Annotated in this window: 31 protein-coding genes and 2 tRNA genes; 2 read left to right on the top strand and 31 right to left on the bottom strand. The window is 69.6% G+C overall.

Annotation, left to right across the window (positions count from 1 at the left end):
- The 11 genes from RNB18_RS30405 to RNB18_RS30355 form a co-directional block, all read right to left on the bottom strand.
- Positions 1–468 (bottom strand): single-stranded DNA-binding protein, encoded by a 468-nt coding sequence (locus RNB18_RS30405; RefSeq protein WP_311717329.1) that lies wholly within the window; start codon positions 466–468, stop codon positions 1–3.
- 43 nt (positions 469–511) lie between these two features.
- A complete protein-coding gene (locus RNB18_RS30400) occupies positions 512–1,321 on the bottom strand; it encodes a hypothetical protein (protein WP_311717328.1) in 810 nt (269 codons plus the stop codon).
- A gap of 29 nt (positions 1,322–1,350) precedes the next feature.
- On the bottom strand, positions 1,351–1,962 hold the full coding sequence (locus RNB18_RS30395) for a cell envelope biogenesis protein OmpA (protein WP_311717327.1): 612 nt from the start codon (positions 1,960–1,962) through the stop codon (positions 1,351–1,353).
- A gap of 55 nt (positions 1,963–2,017) precedes the next feature.
- Positions 2,018–2,404: a hypothetical protein gene (locus RNB18_RS30390; RefSeq protein WP_311717326.1), complete on the bottom strand. Its 387-nt coding sequence runs from the start codon at positions 2,402–2,404 to the stop codon at positions 2,018–2,020.
- A 162-nt stretch (positions 2,405–2,566) separates the two neighbouring features.
- A complete protein-coding gene (locus RNB18_RS30385) occupies positions 2,567–2,902 on the bottom strand; it encodes a hypothetical protein (protein ID WP_311717325.1) in 336 nt (111 codons plus the stop codon).
- A gap of 100 nt (positions 2,903–3,002) precedes the next feature.
- Positions 3,003–3,395: a hypothetical protein gene (locus RNB18_RS30380; protein WP_311717324.1), complete on the bottom strand. Its 393-nt coding sequence runs from the start codon at positions 3,393–3,395 to the stop codon at positions 3,003–3,005.
- An 80-nt stretch (positions 3,396–3,475) separates the two neighbouring features.
- The gene (locus RNB18_RS30375; protein ID WP_311717323.1) at positions 3,476–4,948 is read right to left on the bottom strand and encodes a ParB/RepB/Spo0J family partition protein; all 1,473 of its coding nucleotides are present in this window, start codon (positions 4,946–4,948) and stop codon (positions 3,476–3,478) included.
- 171 nt (positions 4,949–5,119) lie between these two features.
- Positions 5,120–5,449 carry a hypothetical protein gene (locus RNB18_RS30370; protein WP_311717322.1) on the bottom strand — a complete coding sequence of 110 codons (330 nt, stop codon included), beginning with the start codon at positions 5,447–5,449 and terminating at the stop codon, positions 5,120–5,122.
- 530 nt (positions 5,450–5,979) lie between these two features.
- A complete protein-coding gene (locus RNB18_RS30365; protein ID WP_311717321.1) occupies positions 5,980–6,318 on the bottom strand; it encodes a hypothetical protein in 339 nt (112 codons plus the stop codon).
- A 148-nt stretch (positions 6,319–6,466) separates the two neighbouring features.
- Positions 6,467–6,967 carry a hypothetical protein gene (locus RNB18_RS30360; protein WP_311717320.1) on the bottom strand — a complete coding sequence of 167 codons (501 nt, stop codon included), beginning with the start codon at positions 6,965–6,967 and terminating at the stop codon, positions 6,467–6,469.
- An 83-nt stretch (positions 6,968–7,050) separates the two neighbouring features.
- Positions 7,051–7,404 carry a hypothetical protein gene (locus tag RNB18_RS30355; RefSeq protein WP_311717319.1) on the bottom strand — a complete coding sequence of 118 codons (354 nt, stop codon included), beginning with the start codon at positions 7,402–7,404 and terminating at the stop codon, positions 7,051–7,053.
- Positions 7,405–7,410: 6 nt separating this feature from the next.
- Between RNB18_RS30355 and RNB18_RS30350 the strand changes: the two genes are divergently transcribed.
- On the top strand, positions 7,411–7,818 hold the full coding sequence (locus tag RNB18_RS30350; protein WP_311717318.1) for a hypothetical protein: 408 nt from the start codon (positions 7,411–7,413) through the stop codon (positions 7,816–7,818).
- Here the strand turns inward: RNB18_RS30350 and RNB18_RS30345 are convergent.
- From RNB18_RS30345 to RNB18_RS30250, 20 genes are all read right to left on the bottom strand, one after another.
- Entirely contained in the window at positions 7,804–8,043 is a 240-nt protein-coding gene (locus tag RNB18_RS30345; protein ID WP_311717317.1) for a hypothetical protein, read from the bottom strand. The genes RNB18_RS30350 and RNB18_RS30345 overlap by 15 nt on opposite strands.
- 61 nt (positions 8,044–8,104) lie before the next feature.
- The gene (locus RNB18_RS30340) at positions 8,105–8,449 is read right to left on the bottom strand and encodes a hypothetical protein (RefSeq protein ID WP_311717316.1); all 345 of its coding nucleotides are present in this window, start codon (positions 8,447–8,449) and stop codon (positions 8,105–8,107) included.
- Between the two features lie 164 nt (positions 8,450–8,613).
- A complete protein-coding gene (locus tag RNB18_RS30335; RefSeq protein ID WP_311717315.1) occupies positions 8,614–9,312 on the bottom strand; it encodes a hypothetical protein in 699 nt (232 codons plus the stop codon).
- 82 nt (positions 9,313–9,394) lie between these two features.
- Positions 9,395–9,724: a hypothetical protein gene (locus RNB18_RS30330; RefSeq protein WP_311717314.1), complete on the bottom strand. Its 330-nt coding sequence runs from the start codon at positions 9,722–9,724 to the stop codon at positions 9,395–9,397.
- A complete protein-coding gene (locus tag RNB18_RS30325) occupies positions 9,721–10,020 on the bottom strand; it encodes a hypothetical protein (RefSeq protein WP_266569292.1) in 300 nt (99 codons plus the stop codon). Before RNB18_RS30325 ends, RNB18_RS30330 begins: the two co-directional genes overlap by 4 nt.
- A 41-nt stretch (positions 10,021–10,061) precedes the next feature.
- Positions 10,062–10,130 (bottom strand) — tRNA-OTHER (locus tag RNB18_RS30320).
- A 100-nt stretch (positions 10,131–10,230) separates the two neighbouring features.
- Positions 10,231–10,303: transfer RNA gene (locus RNB18_RS30315), tRNA-Ile, on the bottom strand.
- 174 nt (positions 10,304–10,477) lie between these two features.
- Positions 10,478–11,089, bottom strand: a complete 612-nt coding sequence (locus tag RNB18_RS30310; RefSeq protein WP_311717313.1) for a hypothetical protein — start codon at positions 11,087–11,089, stop codon at positions 10,478–10,480.
- A gap of 10 nt (positions 11,090–11,099) precedes the next feature.
- Complete coding sequence (locus tag RNB18_RS30305; protein WP_311717312.1) at positions 11,100–11,300, bottom strand: hypothetical protein; 201 nt, start codon at positions 11,298–11,300, stop codon at positions 11,100–11,102.
- Positions 11,297–12,007 (bottom strand): hypothetical protein, encoded by a 711-nt coding sequence (locus RNB18_RS30300; protein ID WP_311717311.1) that lies wholly within the window; start codon positions 12,005–12,007, stop codon positions 11,297–11,299. The genes RNB18_RS30305 and RNB18_RS30300 overlap by 4 nt, the downstream gene beginning before the upstream one ends.
- Before the next feature lie 52 nt (positions 12,008–12,059).
- Positions 12,060–12,431: a hypothetical protein gene (locus RNB18_RS30295; protein WP_311717310.1), complete on the bottom strand. Its 372-nt coding sequence runs from the start codon at positions 12,429–12,431 to the stop codon at positions 12,060–12,062.
- Positions 12,432–12,483: 52 nt separating this feature from the next.
- A complete protein-coding gene (locus RNB18_RS30290) occupies positions 12,484–12,729 on the bottom strand; it encodes a hypothetical protein (RefSeq protein ID WP_311717309.1) in 246 nt (81 codons plus the stop codon).
- A gap of 308 nt (positions 12,730–13,037) precedes the next feature.
- Positions 13,038–13,703 (bottom strand): hypothetical protein, encoded by a 666-nt coding sequence (locus RNB18_RS30285; protein ID WP_311717308.1) that lies wholly within the window; start codon positions 13,701–13,703, stop codon positions 13,038–13,040.
- A 126-nt stretch (positions 13,704–13,829) separates the two neighbouring features.
- Positions 13,830–14,642, bottom strand: coding sequence for a hypothetical protein (locus RNB18_RS30280; RefSeq protein WP_311717307.1), 813 nt, complete (start codon positions 14,640–14,642; stop codon positions 13,830–13,832).
- A 168-nt stretch (positions 14,643–14,810) separates the two neighbouring features.
- Positions 14,811–15,563 carry a hypothetical protein gene (locus tag RNB18_RS30275; RefSeq protein WP_311717306.1) on the bottom strand — a complete coding sequence of 251 codons (753 nt, stop codon included), beginning with the start codon at positions 15,561–15,563 and terminating at the stop codon, positions 14,811–14,813.
- Positions 15,556–16,014, bottom strand: a complete 459-nt coding sequence (locus RNB18_RS30270) for a hypothetical protein (RefSeq protein WP_311717305.1) — start codon at positions 16,012–16,014, stop codon at positions 15,556–15,558. The genes RNB18_RS30275 and RNB18_RS30270 overlap by 8 nt, the downstream gene beginning before the upstream one ends.
- 260 nt (positions 16,015–16,274) lie before the next feature.
- A complete protein-coding gene (locus RNB18_RS30265; protein ID WP_266569305.1) occupies positions 16,275–17,480 on the bottom strand; it encodes a DUF932 domain-containing protein in 1,206 nt (401 codons plus the stop codon).
- Between the two features lie 439 nt (positions 17,481–17,919).
- Positions 17,920–18,522 carry a hypothetical protein gene (locus RNB18_RS30260; RefSeq protein WP_311717304.1) on the bottom strand — a complete coding sequence of 201 codons (603 nt, stop codon included), beginning with the start codon at positions 18,520–18,522 and terminating at the stop codon, positions 17,920–17,922.
- A 114-nt stretch (positions 18,523–18,636) separates the two neighbouring features.
- Positions 18,637–19,155 (bottom strand): hypothetical protein, encoded by a 519-nt coding sequence (locus RNB18_RS30255; protein ID WP_311717303.1) that lies wholly within the window; start codon positions 19,153–19,155, stop codon positions 18,637–18,639.
- A 66-nt stretch (positions 19,156–19,221) separates the two neighbouring features.
- Entirely contained in the window at positions 19,222–19,599 is a 378-nt protein-coding gene (locus tag RNB18_RS30250) for a hypothetical protein (RefSeq protein ID WP_311717302.1), read from the bottom strand.
- A gap of 614 nt (positions 19,600–20,213) precedes the next feature.
- On the opposite strand from RNB18_RS30250, the gene RNB18_RS30245 reads away from it, so the two are divergent.
- Positions 20,214–20,440: hypothetical protein (locus RNB18_RS30245; RefSeq protein WP_311717301.1), on the top strand; the 227-nt coding region annotated here is incomplete at its 3' end.

Genomic DNA, 20,440 nt, shown 5'->3' with positions numbered 1-20,440 from the left:
CTAGGACCAGTTGGCGGCCCGCTTCTGCTCCCACCAGGCGGGCGGGCTGCCCGGTCCGGTGGCTGGCCGGGACGCGGCGGCGGGCTGTGGCGCCGGGGGAGCGGCGATCGGGCGGGCGGCGATCGGGCTGGGCAGGCTGGTCTCGGTGTAGGCGATGCGCCTGCGCAGGCTGATGCCGAGGTCGTCGACGCTCAGGTAGATGGAGTTGTCCCTGATCTCGGTGATGCGCCCCTTGACCAGGATGTTGACCCCGTCGACGAGGGATTCGGCGGCGTTGCTGGCCAGGTCCCGCCAGGCGGTGCAGATGTAGGGAATCGGGTCCAGGTCACGCCACTTCTGTGCGGAGGCGTCCCACTGCGTGGGGGTCTGGGTGAGGCGGAACCGGCAGACGGCGATGCCGTCCTGGGTGAAGCGGACTTCGACGTCACCGGCGACGGTGCCGGTCACGTGTGTGACGGACGGGGCCATGCGAACACCTCCTATTCAAATAATAGTGTTTCTTGGAGTGTGGTCAATCCCCCTGTCGGCACGTCCCGCCGGAGAGTGCGGTACGGCGGGTGAGACGCCGTAAGCGTGCTTTCCACCCGGTGGTCTGCGCCGGGGCCGGCGGCGGGGTGAGGTTGTCGAACACAGTGGCGTCCTCGATCTCCACCAGCACGGGGACTGTGCCGTCGGCGCGGAGTAACTGCTCGTGCGTGGTGTCCAGATGAACGGAGACCCGTACGGCCCCGCGGTCGGCGTCGAGGTAGGCGAAGACGAGGATGCCCGCGATCTCGATGCAGGGCAGGCCTTCGTCGTCGGGGTGTGCCTGCGGGTAGAAGACCGCCGAGCTGTTCGCCTGCGCGCAGGCCTCGGTGTCCGAGAGGCTGAGGCTGAAGGGCGCTCGCAGATGACGGGAGATGCCGGCGGGGTACAGCGTGTATCCCGCGTCGCCGCGGTTGTTCTCCGGGCCGTAGTAGAGGTCCACGGCCGTCTGGTCGTCGGTGGGAGGCCGGTACGGGACACCGTCGGTGCCCGCCACGTCGTCCCAGGAACTGCGCACCTCCTGCGCGAGCGCGGCCAGGGCGGAGGCCTCGTCGGACCAGAGGGTCACATCGTCGGCGTGCCGGTCCCACTGGCGCAGCACCCACGCCTGGCCGGCCACCTGCGGGGTGAGGTTCGCGTCGACGGCGAAGCTGAAGCGGCTCAGCCACTCGCCGAGGATGTCGACGGTGTCCGCCCCCGGCCATTCGCCGGTGCGCTCCTGGAGGCCGTCCAGCCGGTCGGCCAGTTCGATGATGGCGCCGCCTGCGGGCGTGGCCGGGTCCGGTGTGATCGGCATGGTGGTTTCCTTCCGTGTGGAACGGGCGGTCAGGACCCGTTCATGAGGCTGTTGAAGAGGTCCATCAGGTGTTGCTGGTCGGGGGTGAGGGTCGCGGTGCGCAGCACGCGTCGACGCAGGACGGGCACGTTGAGGCTGATGCCGGAGGGCACCTCGGGCCTCTCGGGCAGCGAGACCACCTGGTAGTTCCGGGTGTGGATCATCCAGGCCTCGTACCGGTCTGCGGGGCTGCCGCTGCGGGCGGCGTTCCCCTCGTCTGCCGTGCGCGACGGGCAGGGGCAGGACGGATCGGTGCAGCGCCGTCCGGCGGGGTGGCTGGCCAGGACCGGGCTGCGGCGGTAGTGGGTGGCGGTGCCGTTGAGCATCGGGCAGTGGTCGGCGGTGTACGGCAGGCACTCGGGGTGCAGCGCCGGTTCCGGGGAGCAGCCTTTGAGGACGTCGGCCGGGCGTACGAGCAGGAAGCACCGTTCGTCCAGCGGGTGTTCGCAGATCTGGCACAGGCGTTGCCGGAAGGCGGTGACGGTCTTGTCGGCGTCGAGGACGCCGAAGGCGGCGTGTCCGTCGTGGATCAGGGTCACGTACGGCACCACCAGCCCGCCCGCCAGCGGCCGGTGAGCGCAGCGTTGGGGTATCGCGTGCATGGGGTGAGTTCCTTCCGATCGCAGGGCGAGCGACGGGCGCCGGTGCTGCCGGATGTCAGCTGCTGGCCGGTGGGGGAGGGTCGGCGGGGCCGCCGGCCAGGAGCGCTTCCCAGTGGGCGTAGCGGCATTCGGTGGCGTCGTGCAGGCGCAGGTGCAGCCAGTTGAGGTTGTCTCCGGCCCGGATGACGGCCTCGGCGCCGATGGCGACGGCCCGGGGGTAGATGGTGCCGTCGTCGGGGTCGACCAGGACGACGATCAGTCCCTGGCGGCGGGGCACGTGGCGGAGTGTGAAGCCGGTATAGCTGCGGTCGTCCAGGATCACGAGCGGAGCGCGCTGGTACTCCTCGGCGCTGAAGAGGGGCGATGGCAGGTGCAGGAGGGGGACCGGGCTCGTCCGCAGGCCGACCGGATCGTTGTCGGGGCTGTCGCTGATGACCAGCACGGGGGCCCGCGGTCCTTCCCGACCGGCTTGTGGTGGGGCGGACATGGCGGTGACACGTCGCTTTCGTGAGGGCCGTGGCCAGGAAGAGGCCTCGGTAAAGGGGGAATTGGCGTTCTGTGGGCGGGACGGCTGACGGGAGCCGCCCCGCCCACAGGCGTTCGCTCAGCCGAGCGGGTAGAGCACCAGCGCGGGCAGAGCGGTGTCGGGGATGCCGTCCGCGTACAGCTCGCGCAGGGACTGGTCTGCCTTGAGCTCCTCCGGCAGCGGGAAGACGTCGCCGACGAGCTCGCTGTGGGTCGGCGCGTACCGCGCGTGGCTGTAGGTGGAGAACGGCGAGTAGAGGTTGCCCTCGGCGTCGCGGGACAGCACGACGAGCGTGTCTCCGGGCAAGCCTTTCCAGTCCTTACGGACCAGTTGGCGCAGTACGGCGAGGGTCAGGGGGCGGTCGGGGGCCTCGCCGTCCGGGTCGGGGGACGGGGCCTGCTGCTGGTCGGTCATGACGTCCTTTCACGTGCAGGCCGGGCAGGGAAGGGCCCGGCCGGTTGGTCGGCGGGGGCGGGCGCCGCCCCGGCAAACGGGGCGGCGCCGTCAGGCCCGGTCAGTCGTCCTCGATCTCTTCCAGGCAGGCGACAGGGACACCGTTGCCGGGGAGCCGGAAGCGCGTCATGTCCTCGGGGATGCGGTACTTGGGCTTGCCCGGCTCGCCGTTTCGCGGGTCGGTGCGCAGCCGCCGGGTGGACTTCTCGTCGAGGATGAAGCCCGCGCGGCTGCCGGTGCGGTTGCGCTCCTGCACGGTGCCGGTGAGGCCGCGCAGGAGGACCGGGCGCAGCGAGTCGTTGAGGCGGGCCCTGCGTCCGGCCACGAGTCCCGCGAACGCTTCCTCGTCGATCTCGCGGAGCCGCCGTGCGGACGCCTCCTGGACCTTCGAGACCTTGATCGCGTCCGGCAGCTGGCTGATGAAGTCGAGGACTTCGTCCATGGTGACGGTCATGCTGATTCGCCTCTCTGTGACGCTGGGTGGGGAACCGGCCGGGCACTGGAGTGCCCGGCCGGAGATCTGCGGGAGTGCGGTCAGGCGGCGGGTTCGGGCCGGTGGCGGGCGACCGCCTGGTCCTCGACCTCGGACAGCTGGTAGCTGCCGTTGTCGTCCTGGCCGAGCGCTTCGAGGAGCAGCAGGTAGTGGGCCTGCCGCACGGTGAGGTTCGACCACGTCTTGGGCTCGCGGATGTCGTACTCGCAGGCAGCGGCGACGTGCGCGAACAGCGCGTTGACAACGCGTGCCTTGGGCAGCTGCGCCGCTGTCTCCGCCAGGTCCGCGTGCTCGGGCTCCTTGATGCCCAGGAAGCGGGCGACGGTCTCGGACTCGTGCTTGTCGGTCCACGAGCTGTAGAAGTACGGGAGGGTGAGCACGACCTCCTGCGCGAAGACGCGGGCCGCATCCGGCAGGGTCTTCTGGCGCACGAGCCGGGCGACGAAGTCCTGACGGGGACCGGCGGCGGCCTTCCAGGCCCGGTTGCAGGCGATGACCTTACGGCGCTCCTCCGCCCTGGCCTCGTCCTCCTCCGTCCTGGGCTTCTTCGGCTGCGGGCGGACCTTGTGGCCGTACGCGGACGGGTCGGAGCAGTGCCATACGGGCTGGTGCTCGTCGTCGAGGCGGGCGCTGTGGCCGGGGCAGTTCCTGTGGTTGTCCTCGGTGAGCGGATTGCCCAGCCCGCTGGTCAGCTCGGCCAGCGGCTTGGACGGGTCCTTCTGCCCCCACCCCGGCTGCCGCAGCAACGGGATGTCCGCCGCCTTGAGGTCTTCCTCGGCCTTTGTCCGGGCATCGGCGTCGTCCTGCTCGGCCTTGAGCAGCGCCATCTCCTGGTCCCAGTGACCGCGTCCGCCGTTGCCCTCCTCGTGGTCGCGCTCCAGCGCTCGCAGCAGACGGCGCTCCGCGCCGGGCACGTGCTCGACCTCGGCGAGCTGGGCGGTCTGCTCCAGGTCCATGCCTCCGGCGGCTGCCCGGCGAAGGGTGGCGTCGTCGAGCTTCTGCGCAGCCTTGGCCTGCTTGGCGGCGTTGCGGCTGACGCCGAGAGCCTTGGCGGCCTGGCGTCGCTCGACGTCGTCCATGCCGATCAGGGCCAGCTCCTGCGACTTCAGGATGTCGCGCTCGCTCATCCCCTCGCGGTGCTTGTTCTCGACCAGGGACAGGAACCGGGTCCAGCCGTCGCGGCCGACCAGGTCTTCCCGCACGTGTGCCTTGATCCTGCGTACCGGGCGGCCGTCCTCTTCGGCGGTCTCGTTGGCGATCTGCTGAGCCTGCGCGCGCCGCCAGCCCTTGAAAGCGCCGTACGTGCCGTCGGGCCGGGGCCGGACACTGATGGTCTCCTCGACGCCGATCTCCTTGACGGAGGCGATCAGCTCCTCGTCCGGTTCGGTGTCGGTTTCGCGGGCGTTCTGCTCGTCACGCACCACCTGCGCCGGGTCGAGCAGGACGATCTGCGGTGCTTCTTCCTCCTCGTGCGTGACGGATTCGGTGGGTTGGGTCGAGACGGCGGTGGCCATAGGGCTCTCCTTCTCCTTGCCTGTTCGGCGAATTTGGGCGCTTGGGGGTGTCCCCCTCGCTTCAAATTCAATAATAGTGTCTTTTGGGGTAGTGGCTAGACGCCCACTGACCTGCAAAAACGCTGACCTGGGGCGAGGTTGGAGCGTTCTGGGGGAACGCTCGGTCAGGCTTTAGCTCAGGTCATGTACGAAAAACCAGCACGGACCGGAATGGACGAGGAGTCCCAGGTTGTCCACGTACTCACGCAAAGTGGCGCCCCACCGTGCACCGATCGTCAGGGACGGCGCTGCCCTGTACTCGTTGGGCTCCAGCTTCACGTAGCCGGTCGCAAGGATGACGTGCTCTTCGTCGCCTACCGTGAACAACTGGACGCGCGCATCGTCCGGGTTTCCGCTGCCGGGCCGCTGGCTCTGGGTGTCCAGTGCCGAGTCCAGTGCAGCCGCGCCGGGCGGTGCGACCACCACCCCGTAGACGGCGTACACGGAATGGGATACGGGCATGGGGCAGCTCCTTGGGGTCGGTGCCGAATCGGTGGCGTGGCGGTGAGGGCCTGTACGGCGGGGCCGCCGCCCCGCCGTACAGGCTGTTCCGCAGGGCCAACAACATTCATAATAGTGTGTTTATGGGATAGGTGAACCCACCCCTGACCTGCGGATTTACCGCGATTCATGCTCTCGGTGGGGCGGCGACGGGACGGTGCGCCCAGCGTGCATGCGCACTCAGCGCTCGCAGCAGGCAGTGACGCATTTGGCGCTGCACTCGCCCTACTGGCAGGCGCGCGGTGTGCCGAGTTGCCGGCCTTGCCTGGGAACCGGGAGAACGATGCCGGAGGGCGGCTGCCGCCGGCGCACAGGTACTGCTCCCAGCTGCGCGAGGGCGGCGCGCGGGCGACCGTTGTCGGTGCCGGGCCGGACGGCACAGGTCTCGGGTGGCGGCATGTCCTCGGCCTGGGCTTGCCGATGATCTGGCCTGGGCAGCCGGGACACGGAGTGCTGTCACGCATCCCGCGCAGGGCCGAGTGCCCGGGCGGTCACGCCGTCAGGCTCTCCAACTCCTGGCGGCGCTTGTCGCAGTCCTCCGGACTCCAGCCCGCGATGTACACGTCGGACCGCTGCACGGTGTACTCCAGGTGCGCGCTGATGCGCCCCTGGGACCACGGGAAGTCGTCCTCGAGGAAGCTCACCGAATTGCGGTCGTAGCTGGTGCTGCCGGGCCAGCGCCCGCACCACATCGCCCCGACGCGCACCGGAGCCTGATGCGCGTACTGGTACAGGTAGTCACCAGGCTGCACCTCCGACCCCTTCACGGTGAAGGCCTTCAAGCGGGGCACCAGCCGGTGCATCTCCGTTTCCTCTGCTGCGGTCCTCATGGTCAGGCTCCTGGGCGGTGTGCGTGGATGGTGCCGGGCGTCCGGTTCGGTTGAGCCCGCAGGCCAGTGCCGGGTCGGCATCCAGTGATGGCGTTTGGGTGTGGTGCATCCCGGTGCGGGCGCCGTGGCGCCCGCACCGAGTGGGCGGTCAGTGCGCCGCGCGGAACCCGATCCGGTAGGCGCGCTGGGTTGGCAGGTGAACACGGAGGACGTCCTCGTGGTTGGGAGGGTCCAGGAGGGCGAGCCGGTCAAGCGCTGTGACCAGCTCCGGGTCGACGATCTCCTGGGCCAGCGCCGTCTCCGGCGGGCGCACCACGCGCACCGTGGTGCGGGTGTTCCTGAGGTCGGGGATGTCCTCGTTGGTCGTGAGCGCCGCCATAAACGGGTTCCACTCGATGGACATGCCGTCCGTGCTCATGCGCTCGATCGTTGTGAAGTAGGCCGCCACGGGCGTGCGACCGCCGCGAGGCTGGGCGGCCGCAAACGCTGCGACCCGGCTGACCACGACCTGGCGCCAGGCTTCCTCGGTGGCCTCCACAACTTCGACGGCCAGCGCGTCCAGAGCTGCTGGTGTGAGGCTGCGCAGCGCGTCGCGCACCGTCGCCGCGGTCGGCGTCGCCAGGGATGCGGCCAGTTCCTCGGTGTTCATCGCGGGAGTCCTCCTCGGGCAGGCGTTGTAAGGCAAATAATAGTGTCTCTTGATGGAAAGTAAACCCCTTCTGACCTGATGCTTTACGGCCAGTCGTGCTCTCGGCGGGGCGGTAGTGCGAAGGTGCGCCGGGGATCGATGCGCACACAGCGCTCGCAGTAGGCCGTGACGCGGTTGGCGGTGCACTCGCCCCACTGGCACTCGAAGCGCTCACGCGGCCCGCAGATGAGGCACCGCCACAGCGTGATCCCGTGCATCTCGCACGGCTTGTAGCGCGTACGGGCGGGCAGCAACTCCAGTGCGGGGCGGGGGCGTTCGAGGCGCGCGACGTCGGCGGCCGGGAATGACTTGGCGTCGTCGCGTATCCAGCGGGGCGACAGCTGGGCGTACCGCTCGGGCGTGGTGTAGTACGGCAGACCGGCCGGGCTGAAGACCATGGCCAGATGGCCGCCGGAGACCAGGGTTTCCAGCCGGTCATGGCTGAACTCCCCGCACAGGGACAGCATTTCGTCCTGGCGCAGGCTGAAGCCGTACCCGTACCGGCGCAGGACCGGCGCTCGGTGGCGGCCGGGCCCCTCTGGGCGGCGTCGAGCTCTTCGACGGCTTCGATCGCGGCCGTCGGGTTGGCGGTCAGCTCGCGTGCCGAGTCCTCGGCGGCCGCACGGGTGGCGTGGCTGCTGAGCGCGTACCCGTGGAGCTGGTCCGCGACCTGGTGGCGTCCCTCGTGCTCGGTGGCGGCGTACCGGACGGGCCGCTGCTGGGTGCGGCGCCGGGGCATGGCGGAACTCCATCTGCGCAAGGGGCGGGAGGCGGCGGGGCGGCCGGCCGGGCGGGGGTCACCGCCTGGGTAGCGGCCTGTAGGCGGAGAAGACGAAGTGGCCCAGCTCGCGCAGCAGGCCGGCGGTGCCGTCCACGGCCGCGGGGTCGTGGTCGGCCTGACGGGTGTACGCCTCGATTTCGTTGTTCCAGGCGAAGCCCTGGGCGGCAAGGGACTGTTCGGTGGCGGGCGTGAGGTCGTCGGAGGACTGCGGAGCGGCCACGAGTCCGTGAGCGGGGTCGGGTACGACGAGGAACACCGGGCTCCTTCCGCGTGGGCCGCCCTGGGCGGGGCGGCCCACGGCCGGGGCGGATGGCTGGTCAGCGGGTGACGGTGACGGTGTAGTCGGCGTCCAGAACGGCGAGCGCGGCACGGATGGACGCGCGGGTCTCCGCGCTCGGGACCGAGTAGGGGAAGTCCAGGGCGAGCACCGCGTCGTCCAGGTCGTCGTCGGACAGCGGCAGCGTGTGCCCGCTGCGGTAGAGGGCGACTGCGGTCGCCGTGGCGACACGGACGCGGTTGTAGGCGATGGCCTCCCCGGCTGTGACGTCGGTGCCGAGTGCTTCGCGCGCGGTGGGCGGCAGTTCCGCGATCCCGGCGGCGAACCGGCGGGCGGGAATGCGCAGACGTGCCGGTCGCAGGGCGCGGCGCAGCGTTCCAAGCATGGCAACTCCTGGGACTGAAGGGGGAAGGGGGCTGTCAGCCGGTTAATGAAGGGGGGAGGTGGCGGCGCCCCCTCGACTCACTACTAATAATAGTGTGAATCGGGAGGGTGTGAACCCACCCTTGACCTGCGCAAACGGTCAGGTGTGCGCGTCCGTTCGGTAGGTCACAGCTGTGGCGCGTGCGCGGCCAGGGACTTCGGTGCTGCCCTGGTGTAGATGCCTTCCAGGCCGGATGGGGCGATCAGGCCCCAGGTGAAGGTGGCGGTGTCGGCGTGGAACTGCCCGCGCCGGGGGTGGGGTGGGACGAAGGCGCGCAGGACGCCGATGCCGTAGGCCTCCAGCGTGCCGTCGAGGATCGCGTCGCGCTGCTCCTCGGTCACGTCAGGCCCGTACTTGTCGAACTGCTCGTCGGCGACGACGGCGAGGACGGGGCTGAGGTCGTCCTCGATGGGGCCGAACATGCTGCGCCAGTGGGCGAGGTCGGCCATCGCCTCCGCGCGGCTGGCGCGGGTGCTGCGGTAGCGCACGCCGTCGCCGCGGTCGGCGAACCCGTCCATGTCGTACAGCCACGCCTCGAACTGATGCTCCGTGTACATCCCGATGCCGTTGTGGCGGCGGCGCCGAAAACCGAAGGGCTCGCCGTCGACGAGTACAGGGTGGCGCTCCGTGCAGAACTCGCAGGTGACGCCGACGTGGCGCAGGAAGCGCTGGAGGCGGGGGAAGCGGGCGAAGCGGGTGGCGCAGTTGCAGCAGGTGTACACCTCCCAGCGGGACGGGCTCGCGACCGTGTCGTGGTGGCACTGCGGGCACTGATAGGTCTTGTTGCTGAACCAGTCGATGACCGGCGTTAAGTTGGCTTGCACGGCAGGCTCCTGGGTGGGATCGAGAGAGGGGCGGCCTGACGGCCGGAGTAGGGGAAGCCGGCGAGGCGATGGGCCGGACGCCCTACCTGTAAGAGTGCGAAACGCGGCGGTGTGAACCTGTACCTGACCTGCGGTTTCGCTGTCGCATCTGCACGGCCGTCTCCACGGCCTCGCGGCGCGCCGTCGCCTCTGCCTCGGCGGCGCTTGCTGCGAAGACGACATTGGCGCTGCCGAACGCGTCATCGGTGTCCAGGAGGATTTCCTCCAGGGCGTCCGACCGCTCCAGGGCGTCGATCGGCGCCTCCAACACGGCCCAGACATGAACGTTGGAGCCGGACCATTGCCCGACGACGAAGAACGGGCGCTCCCACGCTGGCTCGCCGGGGATGGCTTCAGGCTCGGGGCCGCTCATCGCGCGCCCCGGGTGTCGTCGGGGACCGGGCTCCAGCGCATCCCATCGGTGGCCAGCGCAGCGTCCGCGGGCACGATCCCCTGAAAGTGGCGGTTGTCCGGCTCGTCGTCCTGCGCGTGGGCGGCGATCCACTCGTCGGCGGACTGGTCGGCATTCAAGGCACGGAGGAGGTCGGCGAGCGTGTCGACTTCGGTACATCCGAGGCTGGCGGCGATGTCGGACGTGATGACGGTGTCGCACCAGGCGTCGGTGAATGCCTCGGCGACAGCGGACGGGATGCTGACGGTGTCGGGCATCGTGGCCTCCGGTGGGCGGTCAGGTGGTTACGTTGTGCGCGTGCCTGCGAGGGGAATTGCACCCCTGTCCACCCTCAAGTGGGGCCGCTCTACTGCTGAGCTACGCAGGCGTGGGACCACCGGACGGCGGCCGAGTGATGGCGGGTCAGTATCTGGCGGTCTCGTGAACTCGATTCAGAGCAACTCCTCTCGTGGACAACGGTGTTGGGGTGGTGCTGGTGGGAATCGAACCCACGACCCAGGACTTATAAGATCCGCGCTCTGCCGACTGAGCTACAGCACCTCGGTGGTTGTGCGGGCCGCGCCCGCGGCCGACCGGAGACGCGGCCCTGGTCGGCGGCGGGCGGGAGGGGGTGCCGCAGCCGCCGGTGAGCGTGCTGCGGAGGCGCCTCCCCCTCACTCCATAAATAATAGTGTCTTTCTGTGGAGTGTGAACCCGCCCCTGACCTGCTCTTTTTCACTCCCGTGACGCCTGGGCGAATGCGGCCAGCATGGCGATCACGGAGCTGGGGCGCCCGGACACTTCAGCCTGCACCCCCTCACCGGAGGCGCCGACGAGCACGGTGACGCTGTCGACCTGGACGGGGCCGTGCTCGCCGGGTGGCCTGGTGTCGTGCTGCCAGATGACCCGGGTCCGCCGGTACTGCTCCTCGATCCGGGCCCCGGGCAGTGCGCCGGCCACGGCTTCGGTGACGGCGCGGCGGCCGCTCTCCTCCGCCTCCTGCCGTGCGGCGAGTTCGGCGGCCTGCTGTGCGGCCTCGGCGTGCAGGGGATACAGCCGCCGGGTGATCTCGCGTGCCACATGGCGGGGGCTGCTGGCTGTGACTCCGATCGACGGAGCGATCATCTTGGTCTCGTCCGGCAGTGCGGCGTGGATCTTCAGGCGATCGGGGCGGCGGTCGTCGGGCTGGCACAAGCGCAGGGCGCGGCCGTCTCCGTCAATGACGAGCCGTCCCAAACCGCGTCCGTAGTCGGTGAGTTCGGCCGTGCGGCAGTGCGTCCCCAGCTCCCGCGCGACTTCCTCCGCGAAGGCGTCGAAGTGCTCCTGTGTGGTCAACTCGCTTGTCATGGCGCTCTGTTCACTCCTCCGGATGGCTGATGGGGGTGCTGGGCGCGGGGCTCCTCGCGCCCTGGTCGCGGAGCTCGGCCTCCCGGCGGGCGTCCTCGGCGGTGTATCCGGTGTCGCACACTGGGCGGCACAGCTGGCCTGGGGGTGCGCCGCACGTCTCGCACCGGTCGTCGAAGTCCTCGGGGCGCCACGGGCGGAGCTGGCCGCTCATGCGGAACGCTCCCGGATGTGGTCGGCCAGGGCTCGGGCGGACATGACGGGGCTCTGGTAGGGCGGGGTGGCACGGACGGCCCGCCACAGATTCGAGGGCTGCCACGGGTCGAAGTCGATTCCGGGGACGGGCCAAATGGACCACTGGAGGCCGTGGGGGTCGACGACGGTGTACGTCAGACGCCGTGGGGTGTCCTGGCGCCCGTTGTCGGTCCAGGAGAGGCCGGCGGCCGTGAGTGCGCTGCCCAGTTCGTTGCAGCGCGACCGGGTGATGTGCTCGAACGCGGCCGGAATCAGGTGGAAGTCGATCATGTCGTGGCCCCGCCACTCCTCCTCGTGACCGTCTTCACGGGTGACGACATACACGTAGGCCTGCTGCTGGAGGCGGAGCCCTCCCCACGTCCAGACCCGCCGGAGGCTGGTGACTTCCCACACGCCCTGCGGGCTGCGCAACTGCTCACCCACCCTGAGCGGACGGGACGGCTGGGTGTGGAAACTGCGGGGGCCGGGCGTCAGACCGTTGTCCTTCAGGTCGGTGCACCCCGAGCACATCCACACGGTCTCGCCGCGAAGCCGGTAGATGCCCCAGCAGTCCGAGTAGCAGGTCGAGCATACGAACCGGCAGTCCTCCGCGGCGCGGACCGTTGCCGCATAGGTCAGGCGGGGCATGCGGCTGATGACCATGCCGAAGTGGCGTCCGACGGACACGGTTTCTCCTTCCAAGGGGGTGGTAAGCAGTGCGGGCGGCCTGCCGGACGGGTCAGGGGGCGGCGGTCCACAGAGGGAGACCGGTGGTGGTGCGGGCGCTGATGCCCGGGCGCTCGGAGACCTCGCGGTAGTCGGACACCTTCACGTAGCCGCCCCGTTGGGTGTCGAGGCGGACCGGGGCGCCCTCCCATTCCCACTGCTCGATGAGCTCGGCGGGGAGGTTCTCGACGTCGTCGGCCTCGACCTGCACGGCCCACGCGGTCAGCTCCTCGCCGTACTCCTGCCGCCACTCCTGCAGGACGGTGAAGAGGTGGGCGAAGTCGTCGACCAGGGCGAGGGCGCGCGCCTGGTGGGGGGCGGGGTCCTCGGCGTAGGTCGGTGCGTCGGGGCGGGTGCGCTCACCGAGGCTCATTAGCCAACGCATGATCAGAACGTCTCCCTCGTCGGGCGGGCGGTACGTGTGGGGGCGGCGGGGTTCAGGGGCGCCGGGACGGTTCGGGCTTGCGGTAGCGGTAGAGGAAGCGCGCGGCCCATTCGCGGCTGGCGAAGCCGGGGATGCCGCCGCCGCTGCCGGGGTGGTTGCCGGGATACTCGGCCACCCATCCGCAGACGCCGTTCGGGTCGTGCCAGACGACCCCGTAGCAGGTGCTGTGATCATGGCGGTCCAGCACTCGGCGGCCGATCGAGCCGGTGTTGGCGGCGAAGGTGAACTCCTTGGGCACGGTGGCTCCTTCGGCCGGTTCGGGTGCGAGAGGGGGCGCGGCGGACCGAGTCATCCTCTCCCGCAACAACAATAATAGTGTCTTCTGGCGTAGAGTGAACCCGCCCCTGACCTGCGCTTTCTGTGGACTGTCAGGGGGGCGGCGACCAGGGCCGGGCGGCGGCCGCGCTGCTGGGCACGCAGGGAGCCGGCTTCCGTCTGGGTGAGGCGGGCGCGCTCGCACTCTTCGAGTGAGGGTTGAACGTGAACTTCTCAGGCGCGGTGGCTCCTTCGGCCGACCCGGTACGCCGCCTTGCGGGGTTGCCTCCCTCAGCACTCCGTCGGAGCCGGGTTGGCCCGGATCACGGCCGTGATGGCCTTGATGGACGGGGTGTCGTGCTGACCCCTGCGGTCCGGCGTGACGCACAGCCCGGACCGGGTCCGGCGCGCGACGCCTGAAGCGACGAAATAGGGCAGGTCGTACTGCCACTTCCGGCCCCCGTCGGCCGGTCGACCCACACGGAGGTTCAGGAGGAAACCCCCGTCACGGGGCGCCCACGCCTGCTGTGTGTGCCAGCCGTGAGCCTCAGCGAGCGCGAACAGGACAGCAACCGGCTTCGGCAGGGCGTAGCCCTCGGGAGCAGTAGCCGTGATGCCTGCCTCCAGTCGGCCCTGTGTGACTTCACGGACGTGCCGCTCGGCTGGGGTCAGAACGCTGTCGCGCTCCAGGGCGGCGGCCAGGGTGACGGTCCGTCCGCTGTAGCGGCAGGTGATCCCGACGCCGTACGCGTCACGGATCACTGCACGCCGCATGCCGTTCAGGTCCCACGTCGACATCGGCTCGTGCGTGGTCAGGACGCCGTTGCGGACGCTCGTCGTATTGCCGCACGGGCACACCGTCTCCACGGTACGCAGCAGGTCGTACCAGACGTTCGGCAGGAGGATCGTCGGATCGTGCTTCTCCCCAGTAGCGAGCAGTTCGCGCATGGTCGGCACGATGTTCTCCTCAATCCCTGGTCTCGATCAGTTCGGGGGCCTGTCGCGCCCCCTCCTCACACTTCTAATAATAGTGTCTTCCGAGGTGGTGTGAACCCGCCCCTGACCTGCGCTTTCCTTCGTCTGTCAGGGAGCGGCGACCATGGCCGGGCGGCGGCCGCGCGGGCGCCTGTGCTGCTGGGCACGGAGGGAGTTGGTTTCCGTCTGGGCGTGGCGAGCGCGCTCGCGCTCTTCGGCGGCCGCGCTGACACAGTAGGGGGCCCACCACTGCAATCCCCTGATCTTCTGGGTCAGTGAGTCGGGGCGGTCGGCCAGCATCAGCAGCAGGACCGGGTGCGGGCAGAGGGCGAGCCATCGTGCGGCGGTACGCCATGCGGCTTCGGCGGCCTTCAGCGCGGGGAGGGCTGTACGGGCTTCGCGCTCCAGGCGGACGGCTTCGGCCTCGTGGTAGGAGGCGGACCAGGTGAGGAAGCGCAGCAGGCCCGGGGTGTCGCGCTGCCGTGAGGCCTCCAGGATCGCGGGCAGGTCGGCGCGCTGCGTGACGTGCTCGGCGCACCCGCGCAGGACGGCGGTGAGTACCGCAGCTGTCTTCTCCGACGGCGGGTGATCCGCGGCGGACAACAGCGGGTGCACCGAGACCTCGGGGCGGCCGGTGTTGTCGCGGTAGAGGGTCAGGCTGCCCCGGTAGCCGGTGCGGCTGCGGGCGAGCCGCGGGAGGTCCTCGTCGGGGGCGGTGGACGTGAAGGCGTTCACGGGGCCGAGACAGGCGCGTACGGCGGTGAACTGGTCCCAGCGGTGGGGGTCGGTGGTGCCGGTGACGTGCACGCTGCCGCGCATCGCCCCGCCCAGCTCGAACACGACGGCGTTGTCCTCGCGGGTGCCGGCGGTGGCGCGCACGGGGCCGGCGGGCGTCTCGATGGTCAGGCTCGGACTGGTCACGGCTGGGGTCTCCTCGGGGGGGACTGGGCGGGCGGGGGCCTGCCGCCCCGCGCTCGCCGAAGGGGGGTGCGGGCGTCGGGGCGGCAGGTCTTCGGCCAGTGGCGCGCTGGCCGGGTTGGCCGTCCGTCCTCCCCGGGGGCGGGGGAGGACGGGAACGGCGTCTGTGGGTTACTCCTGGGCGCTGTGAGCCCAACAGGTGCAGCCCGTGCCGTCGGTCCGGGATCGGCCCCACAGGCGCACCGGGTCGTGTTCGGATTCCGGGTACCGGCACTCGGCGCATGGCGGGCCCCAAGAGGCAGGCTCGGCGGCTGGCTCGGCGGTGTAGATCTCCTCAGAACTCCACGGGAACCCGCCGGGCCCGAACGTGACCGTTGCGTCGGGCATGAGGTGTGCCCACCCTGCGGGCCAACCGACCGGGGGCTTTCGACGGCACCTGGCGATGGCATCGCGGACGGCTCGCCCCCGCCACAGCTGCGTGACGCCGGTCGGGCCGGTCACGCGGTAGGCGGCGGCCGTCACTTGCTCGTCCGGACGGTTGATCAGAACTCCGGATGCCGTGTCCGGCACGAACGTGACGACCGAGTGATTACGGGTCTGGCGGTACCGGATCACTCCGTCCTCCGCCATACGCGCTTCGCTGGACAACCAGAAAATGAGGCTCCCGCGTAGCCAGCTGTTGACGTCGCGGCCGCCTACGGTGCGCAGGCCGTAGCCAACCCCCTGGGCTGGAAACTGCCCCGCGCGGCCAACGACTTGGGCGTAGGTCACATGGATGTCCGCGTGATCCATGTGGATGTACGAACCTGCGATCCCACAGGCGGGCAGGCGGTAGGCGATAAGCCGCGTGCCAGGAAGGGGCTGCCGGGCGGGGATGTCGTCGTGGCCCGTGGGCGCGGGGGTGACGGCGGGCGTGTCAGGCACGGGGGCCCTCCTCGTCGGCGTCGAGGAGCAGCAGGACCGGGGCGTCGTAGACCTCGCGCTCGACGGCCAGGACGTCGGGGCACGGAATGACGGCGGCCTGGAGGTCGTGCGAGTCCATGGGGTGCAGCCAGCCGTCCCGCACGGACCAGCCGCACGCGCGGGGGTGGGGCTCGGCGGCCGTGGTGGCGATCAGGACGGCACTGCGTATCGTGCTGCCCTCCAGCGCGAACACGAGCAGCATGCGCAGGGCGCAGAACTCGTCTTCGTCGCCGACGGAGAGATCAGTTCGGCCCGTGACGAACGCGTCGTCGGTGCGCTCGGCCACGAGGTTCAGCGTGTGCTCGCCGTCTCCGAGTGCCTGGACCACGGCGGACAGGGCGGTCAGAGTGCGGCTCATGGCGGCCGCAATGGCTTCGTCTCCGGGGTGGGCGAGCTCCGGGCGTGCAGGCATGAGTACTCCTTGCGGGGCGGTGGGCGGTGGGAGCCGGAGGCCGGCCTCACCGCATCCCTGGGCACAGATGGCTTATTGGCGCGCGGTCGGCTCCGCGGACGCGTCGCTCTACCGCTACGCAGCAGGGGCCGGGCGAGCGCGCTTCGTGCTCCCCGCGGGGCGGGGTCACGCGCTCGGCGCGCTCGGGTCGGTTTGTTGGGCCCGTGCGGGCCGGGCCGGGGGAGGTACCCGACCCGCACGGGGGCTTGGTGCTGGTCCGCTCAGCGCGTACGGAGCTGGAGAAGGCGCTTGTGCGCCTTGCTCTTCAACTCGTCGTCGGCACCTTCCAGGACGGCGGTCGCGCGGGCGACTTCCTCCGTCATGGACTTGCCCGGGCGGCGCGGGGCGACGTGGTCGAGGTAGTCGGTGATCGCGCGTTCGGCGGCGTACGCGGTCCGCCCGACCCGCTCGGTCTCGGTGCGGAACACATCGCTGAGGGCGCCCAGCCGCGCGGCGTGGTTGGTCTTCGTCCGGTTGGGCGCGTCGTCGTCCAGCGGCCACAGATCGGCGATCACCTGGTGGAAGTCGGCGATGGCGATGTCGGTGCGGGCCAGCGCGGTTTCCTCGGCGGCGAACTGCTCGAAGTACTGCGAGGCAAGCGACAGGGTGCGGCGGGCCTCCTTGATCTGGCTGGTGGCTCCGGCCGTGTGCCGGACGGCCCAGCGGGTGACCGCGTCCCGGACGGCGAACCGCTCGGTGTTGGCGCAGACAGGCCGCCACGGCGTGACGACGCACTGGAACTGGCCGCGCCCGGAGTGGTCGTTCATGATCGCGACGTACGGGACCACGATGTCGTTGATGCCTTCGGCGTCCACGGTGACGCTCTCCGGGAGGCGGATGGAAATGAACACCCGCTTCCCGCCCCGAAGGAGTCCAGCGGACTCCCACACGACGTCGTAGCGGCCTACGAGTTCCTGGAGGAACACGAACCCGGTGCGGTTCTGGATCGGGATGTAGCGCGCCCCGACGGCGCCGAGAGCGGCCCCGGTGTCGGCGCGCACGGTGTGCCGCTGGTCGGCGTGCTCGCGCATCTCGCCCTGCCACTCGTACAGGGCGGGCACGGTGGTGACCTCGAAGTCCAGCCCGGACAGGCGCAGCACCGTGTCAATGTCCGTCGTGCCGCCGGGGATGACCTGGCCCAGACCGTGCCAGGCGGGGGAAGAGGCATAGAGGGCGATCGTGCCGTCGGCCTGCTCGTCCATGCCGTGGTTGGCGATGATCCGTTCGATCTCGCCCTGGGTGTTGCGGGAGACGGTGAAGGTCTCGCCGCTGTCCCAGCCGGTGAGGACCTCGTACCTGTCCGCTCCGATCATGCGGATCTCGCCCCGGTCGATGCGGGCCTGGAACCCGCGTTCGCGCTCACGGACGGATTCGATCTGCGCGGCCTTCTCGGCGGTGAAGGCGGTGTTCACGTCGGTGATGGTCACGATTCCCCTTCGCGGTTGGTTTCTGCGGGCCGGGGGCGGAGCCACCACCCCCGGCAACAACTTCAATAATAGTGTGTTTGGGGTGGGTGTGAACCCACCCCTGAGCTGGCGGCCAGGCGTCCAACTGACGCTCTGGCCTGGGGGCGGTGGGGCCTGCCCGTTGCGGCCTCGGTGCCCTGTCCGCCCGCGCGGGCGGACAGGGGGCGGTGGGCGTCGGTCTGCTCGGATACCCGTGTGCCCTGCTAGTCGACGCTCGGCCGGTGGCATTCAACGGCGAATGCGTCCCGCCTGTTCGCCGCGTGTCCCGCTGCCCGGCGCCCACCGAGGGGGAGTGTGCGCGCCGGGCAGCGGGGGCCGCGCCCTGCTGAGGAGAGGGAGCAGGGCGCGGCGGCTCGGAGGCGCTGTTACTCGGACGTCGGCGGCTTGGGGTCTGCCTCGGTCACGCCGGTGCCTCGGCGGTCTTCGCCTCGGTGGCGCTGGCCGTGGTTGACACGGCCTCCTGGATCAGGGCGTCGAGGGCCTTGCCGACGCGCTGCTTCGTCCTCGTCCCCATGGGGCAGCAGCTCTCTCGGTCGATGAGATCGAACACTGCCTGCCTGGCCGGGCTGGGGGGAGTGACGCCGGGCATGACTGCGGCATCGATCGCCCGCTGCCGGAACGTGTCCCAGACTCCGCACCAGTCCTTTCGGTCGGCCAGATCGTCAAGCTCGCTGACCGTGGCCGGAAGGGCGGAGAGGACGCTGTGAGCCTCTGCCTTGTAAGAGGCACAGTTCTCGGCGATCCACTTGACCAGCGGGTCGCTGGATGCCTTGAGAGCCTCCCAGGCGGTCGCGCGGATGCTCTCGCATTCGGCGTAAGCCGTGTCGACGGTGTTGTCGTAGGCGAGGGCCTGGCGCCGGTTGTCCTCGCTGTACCCGAAACGCTGCGGGTACTTCTCTCCTGCCGCCTTCACGGCTGCCTCGCGGGCGGTGACGGCCGCGTCAAGGCTCTCGATGTACTTCTGTACGTCCGGCAGCATCTGCCGGGCTTCCTGCTCTGCCACTGTCGTTCCCCTTCGGCGTTGGCTTCTGCGGGTCCGGGGGAGGGGCCGCCTCCCCCGGACAACTGCAATAATAGTGTCTTTCAGGGGTGAGTGAACCCACCCCTGACCTGCACGTCAGTCCGTGAACCGGTACTCAGGCAACGGCGTTACGCTCCTGCGCCTCACGTTCGTGACAACGGGTGCCAACGCAGAGCCGCGCGTCTCGCACAAGTCGTAACGCATCTCGGGGATCGAACTGAACGGGCGGGCGTTCACGTGGATCGCGCACACCCAGAACGCGCCATGACGGACCGTCACGCTTCCGTGATAGTCAACCTTCTGCCATAGGACGGGCGCGCCGTACTGCAACGACGCTTCCCGCTCAGACAGCTGCCTGAAGGCGCGCGCGACCGCCTCCCGCGCGATGGGAACCCCGGCCATTGCCGGGCCTGTGTGACCGGTGCGTACGCCCATCGCCCAACCCAACTCGAAGATCGGACGTGCAGCGTTCACCTGCTCCTGCGGCAGCCACAACGCGCACCCCTCCGGGTCGTTCTCGCTGCGGGCCAGACTCGCCAGGGCGTAAGCGGCCTGCTCCTGCTCCGCGTCGGTGAGCGGCGCTCCGGTCGGTCCTGCGATCCGTGTGCTCTCCATGACTTCCCCTCGCTTGGTGGTGCCGGATGAAAGGGGGGCGCCCTTGCCGGGGCGCCCCCTGCGGATTCAGGAAGCCCGGAGGAATCCATTCACCCGGAGAAACTCGGCCGTGATGTGCGCGATTCCCTGGGGCTTGTAGATCTGCGGGAATCGCCGCAACTCAACTTCCGTGCGCCCATACTTGTCGGGGTCGATAAACTCCTGAACCAGACGGTAGGGCTGCCCGTCCGTCGGCATTTCCAGCACGACCGGTCCGGCGGCTTTCGTCTCGAACCGAATACCGATGTAATTCCGGTCCGAGTTGTGCACGATCTTCACCCCGGATCGCGCACAAAGCAGGGGCAGGAAGTTTGCGATCGTGCGGGCCTGAACTGCAAGCCCGGTCATGGGCGCGTCCGCGCCGCGCACGCCGCGCACGATCCCGTCACTGATCTGAAGTTCCACGTCTTTCCCCTTCGTTGGTCCCTTGCGGTTCCCGGGGGTCGCCTCCCCCAGGACTTCAAATAATAGTGTGTGTGCTCTCTGGATGGAACCCCTGTTGCGCTGGATGTTGCGCTGGATGTTGCGCCATGACGTTGCGCTGGAGGTTGCGCTGGAGGTTGCGCGGCCTAGCGGCCGGCCTCCGCATCACCCCAGGTCAGCCCAACAATTGGGCATGGTCGGCCTGCTGACATCCCCTCTGCGGCCGCTGCTCCCTGCCCAGGAAGAAGAGAAGGGGGGTAGGGCGGGGGCGTGGTCGGCGCGGCGGCGTCGGGGATCGGGCGGGGGTTCTTGTGTGTTGCGCGTCGGCCTGGGGCCGTCGCGCGGGTCGGGGGTGGGTCTGGTGGGTGTCGGGTCTGAGGGGCGCTCTGAGTGGCTGTCTGTCTCTTCCTGTCTCCAGCTGCCTGCCGGAGGCAGGTCTCCTCTCTCGCTCCTGTCGGGTCAACGGGGCCCCGGAGGGGACCCGTTGTGGTCTTCTGGTATTCCGTGATTTACTTTTCTTCACGGAATACCATTCAACTCCCGTCGATTTCAAGGGAATCGGAGATTCCCTCCAACCCCCGCCCCAGGTAAAACACATGACGAACCCTCAATTCATCCCTCAACCCATACCCAAACTCTCCACCCACACAACACAATTCAGCATCACCCAATTTTGTGCCGGAGGCACAAAACCTCTCCGCGTCTTTTCCGTTCCGGAGGAACGCAGGTTTATGGAAATGGCCGGAGGCCAATTCCATAAACCGCCGCTGGAAGCGGCCTGCTTTTCGCGCGGGGACGCGCGAAACGAGCGAAGCGAGTATTC

The sequence above is a fragment of the Streptomyces doebereineriae genome, from assembly GCF_031845645.1.
GTDB classification, from domain to species: domain Bacteria; phylum Actinomycetota; class Actinomycetes; order Streptomycetales; family Streptomycetaceae; genus Streptomyces; species Streptomyces canus.
This window is presented reverse-complemented; position numbering and strand designations above follow the sequence as displayed.

What these genes read in the sequence shown, in the direction of transcription:
- RNB18_RS30270 (WP_311717305.1), bottom strand. Translation starts at nt 16,014, where the DNA reads ATGCCTGCACGCCCGGAGCTCGCCCACCCCGGAGACGAAGCCATTGCG.
- RNB18_RS30330 (WP_311717314.1), bottom strand. Translation starts at nt 9,724, where the DNA reads ATGAGCGGCCCCGAGCCTGAAGCCATCCCCGGCGAGCCAGCGTGGGAG.
- RNB18_RS30360 (WP_311717320.1), bottom strand. Translation starts at nt 6,967, where the DNA reads ATGAACACCGAGGAACTGGCCGCATCCCTGGCGACGCCGACCGCGGCG.
- RNB18_RS30375 (WP_311717323.1), bottom strand. Translation starts at nt 4,948, where the DNA reads ATGGCCACCGCCGTCTCGACCCAACCCACCGAATCCGTCACGCACGAG.
- RNB18_RS30355 (WP_311717319.1), bottom strand. Translation starts at nt 7,404, where the DNA reads ATGGTCTTCAGCCCGGCCGGTCTGCCGTACTACACCACGCCCGAGCGG.
- RNB18_RS30405 (WP_311717329.1), bottom strand. Translation starts at nt 468, where the DNA reads ATGGCCCCGTCCGTCACACACGTGACCGGCACCGTCGCCGGTGACGTC.
- RNB18_RS30340 (WP_311717316.1), bottom strand. Translation starts at nt 8,449, where the DNA reads ATGCTTGGAACGCTGCGCCGCGCCCTGCGACCGGCACGTCTGCGCATT.
- RNB18_RS30395 (WP_311717327.1), bottom strand. Translation starts at nt 1,962, where the DNA reads ATGCACGCGATACCCCAACGCTGCGCTCACCGGCCGCTGGCGGGCGGG.
- RNB18_RS30400 (WP_311717328.1), bottom strand. Translation starts at nt 1,321, where the DNA reads ATGCCGATCACACCGGACCCGGCCACGCCCGCAGGCGGCGCCATCATC.
- RNB18_RS30380 (WP_311717324.1), bottom strand. Translation starts at nt 3,395, where the DNA reads ATGACCGTCACCATGGACGAAGTCCTCGACTTCATCAGCCAGCTGCCG.
- RNB18_RS30255 (WP_311717303.1), bottom strand. Translation starts at nt 19,155, where the DNA reads ATGGAGAGCACACGGATCGCAGGACCGACCGGAGCGCCGCTCACCGAC.
- RNB18_RS30370 (WP_311717322.1), bottom strand. Translation starts at nt 5,449, where the DNA reads ATGCCCGTATCCCATTCCGTGTACGCCGTCTACGGGGTGGTGGTCGCA.
- RNB18_RS30305 (WP_311717312.1), bottom strand. Translation starts at nt 11,300, where the DNA reads ATGAGCGGCCAGCTCCGCCCGTGGCGCCCCGAGGACTTCGACGACCGG.
- RNB18_RS30365 (WP_311717321.1), bottom strand. Translation starts at nt 6,318, where the DNA reads ATGAGGACCGCAGCAGAGGAAACGGAGATGCACCGGCTGGTGCCCCGC.
- RNB18_RS30325 (WP_266569292.1), bottom strand. Translation starts at nt 10,020, where the DNA reads ATGCCCGACACCGTCAGCATCCCGTCCGCTGTCGCCGAGGCATTCACC.
- RNB18_RS30310 (WP_311717313.1), bottom strand. Translation starts at nt 11,089, where the DNA reads ATGACAAGCGAGTTGACCACACAGGAGCACTTCGACGCCTTCGCGGAG.
- RNB18_RS30350 (WP_311717318.1), top strand. Translation starts at nt 7,411, where the DNA reads ATGGCCGCCGGAGACCAGGGTTTCCAGCCGGTCATGGCTGAACTCCCC.
- RNB18_RS30385 (WP_311717325.1), bottom strand. Translation starts at nt 2,902, where the DNA reads ATGACCGACCAGCAGCAGGCCCCGTCCCCCGACCCGGACGGCGAGGCC.
- RNB18_RS30295 (WP_311717310.1), bottom strand. Translation starts at nt 12,431, where the DNA reads ATGCGTTGGCTAATGAGCCTCGGTGAGCGCACCCGCCCCGACGCACCG.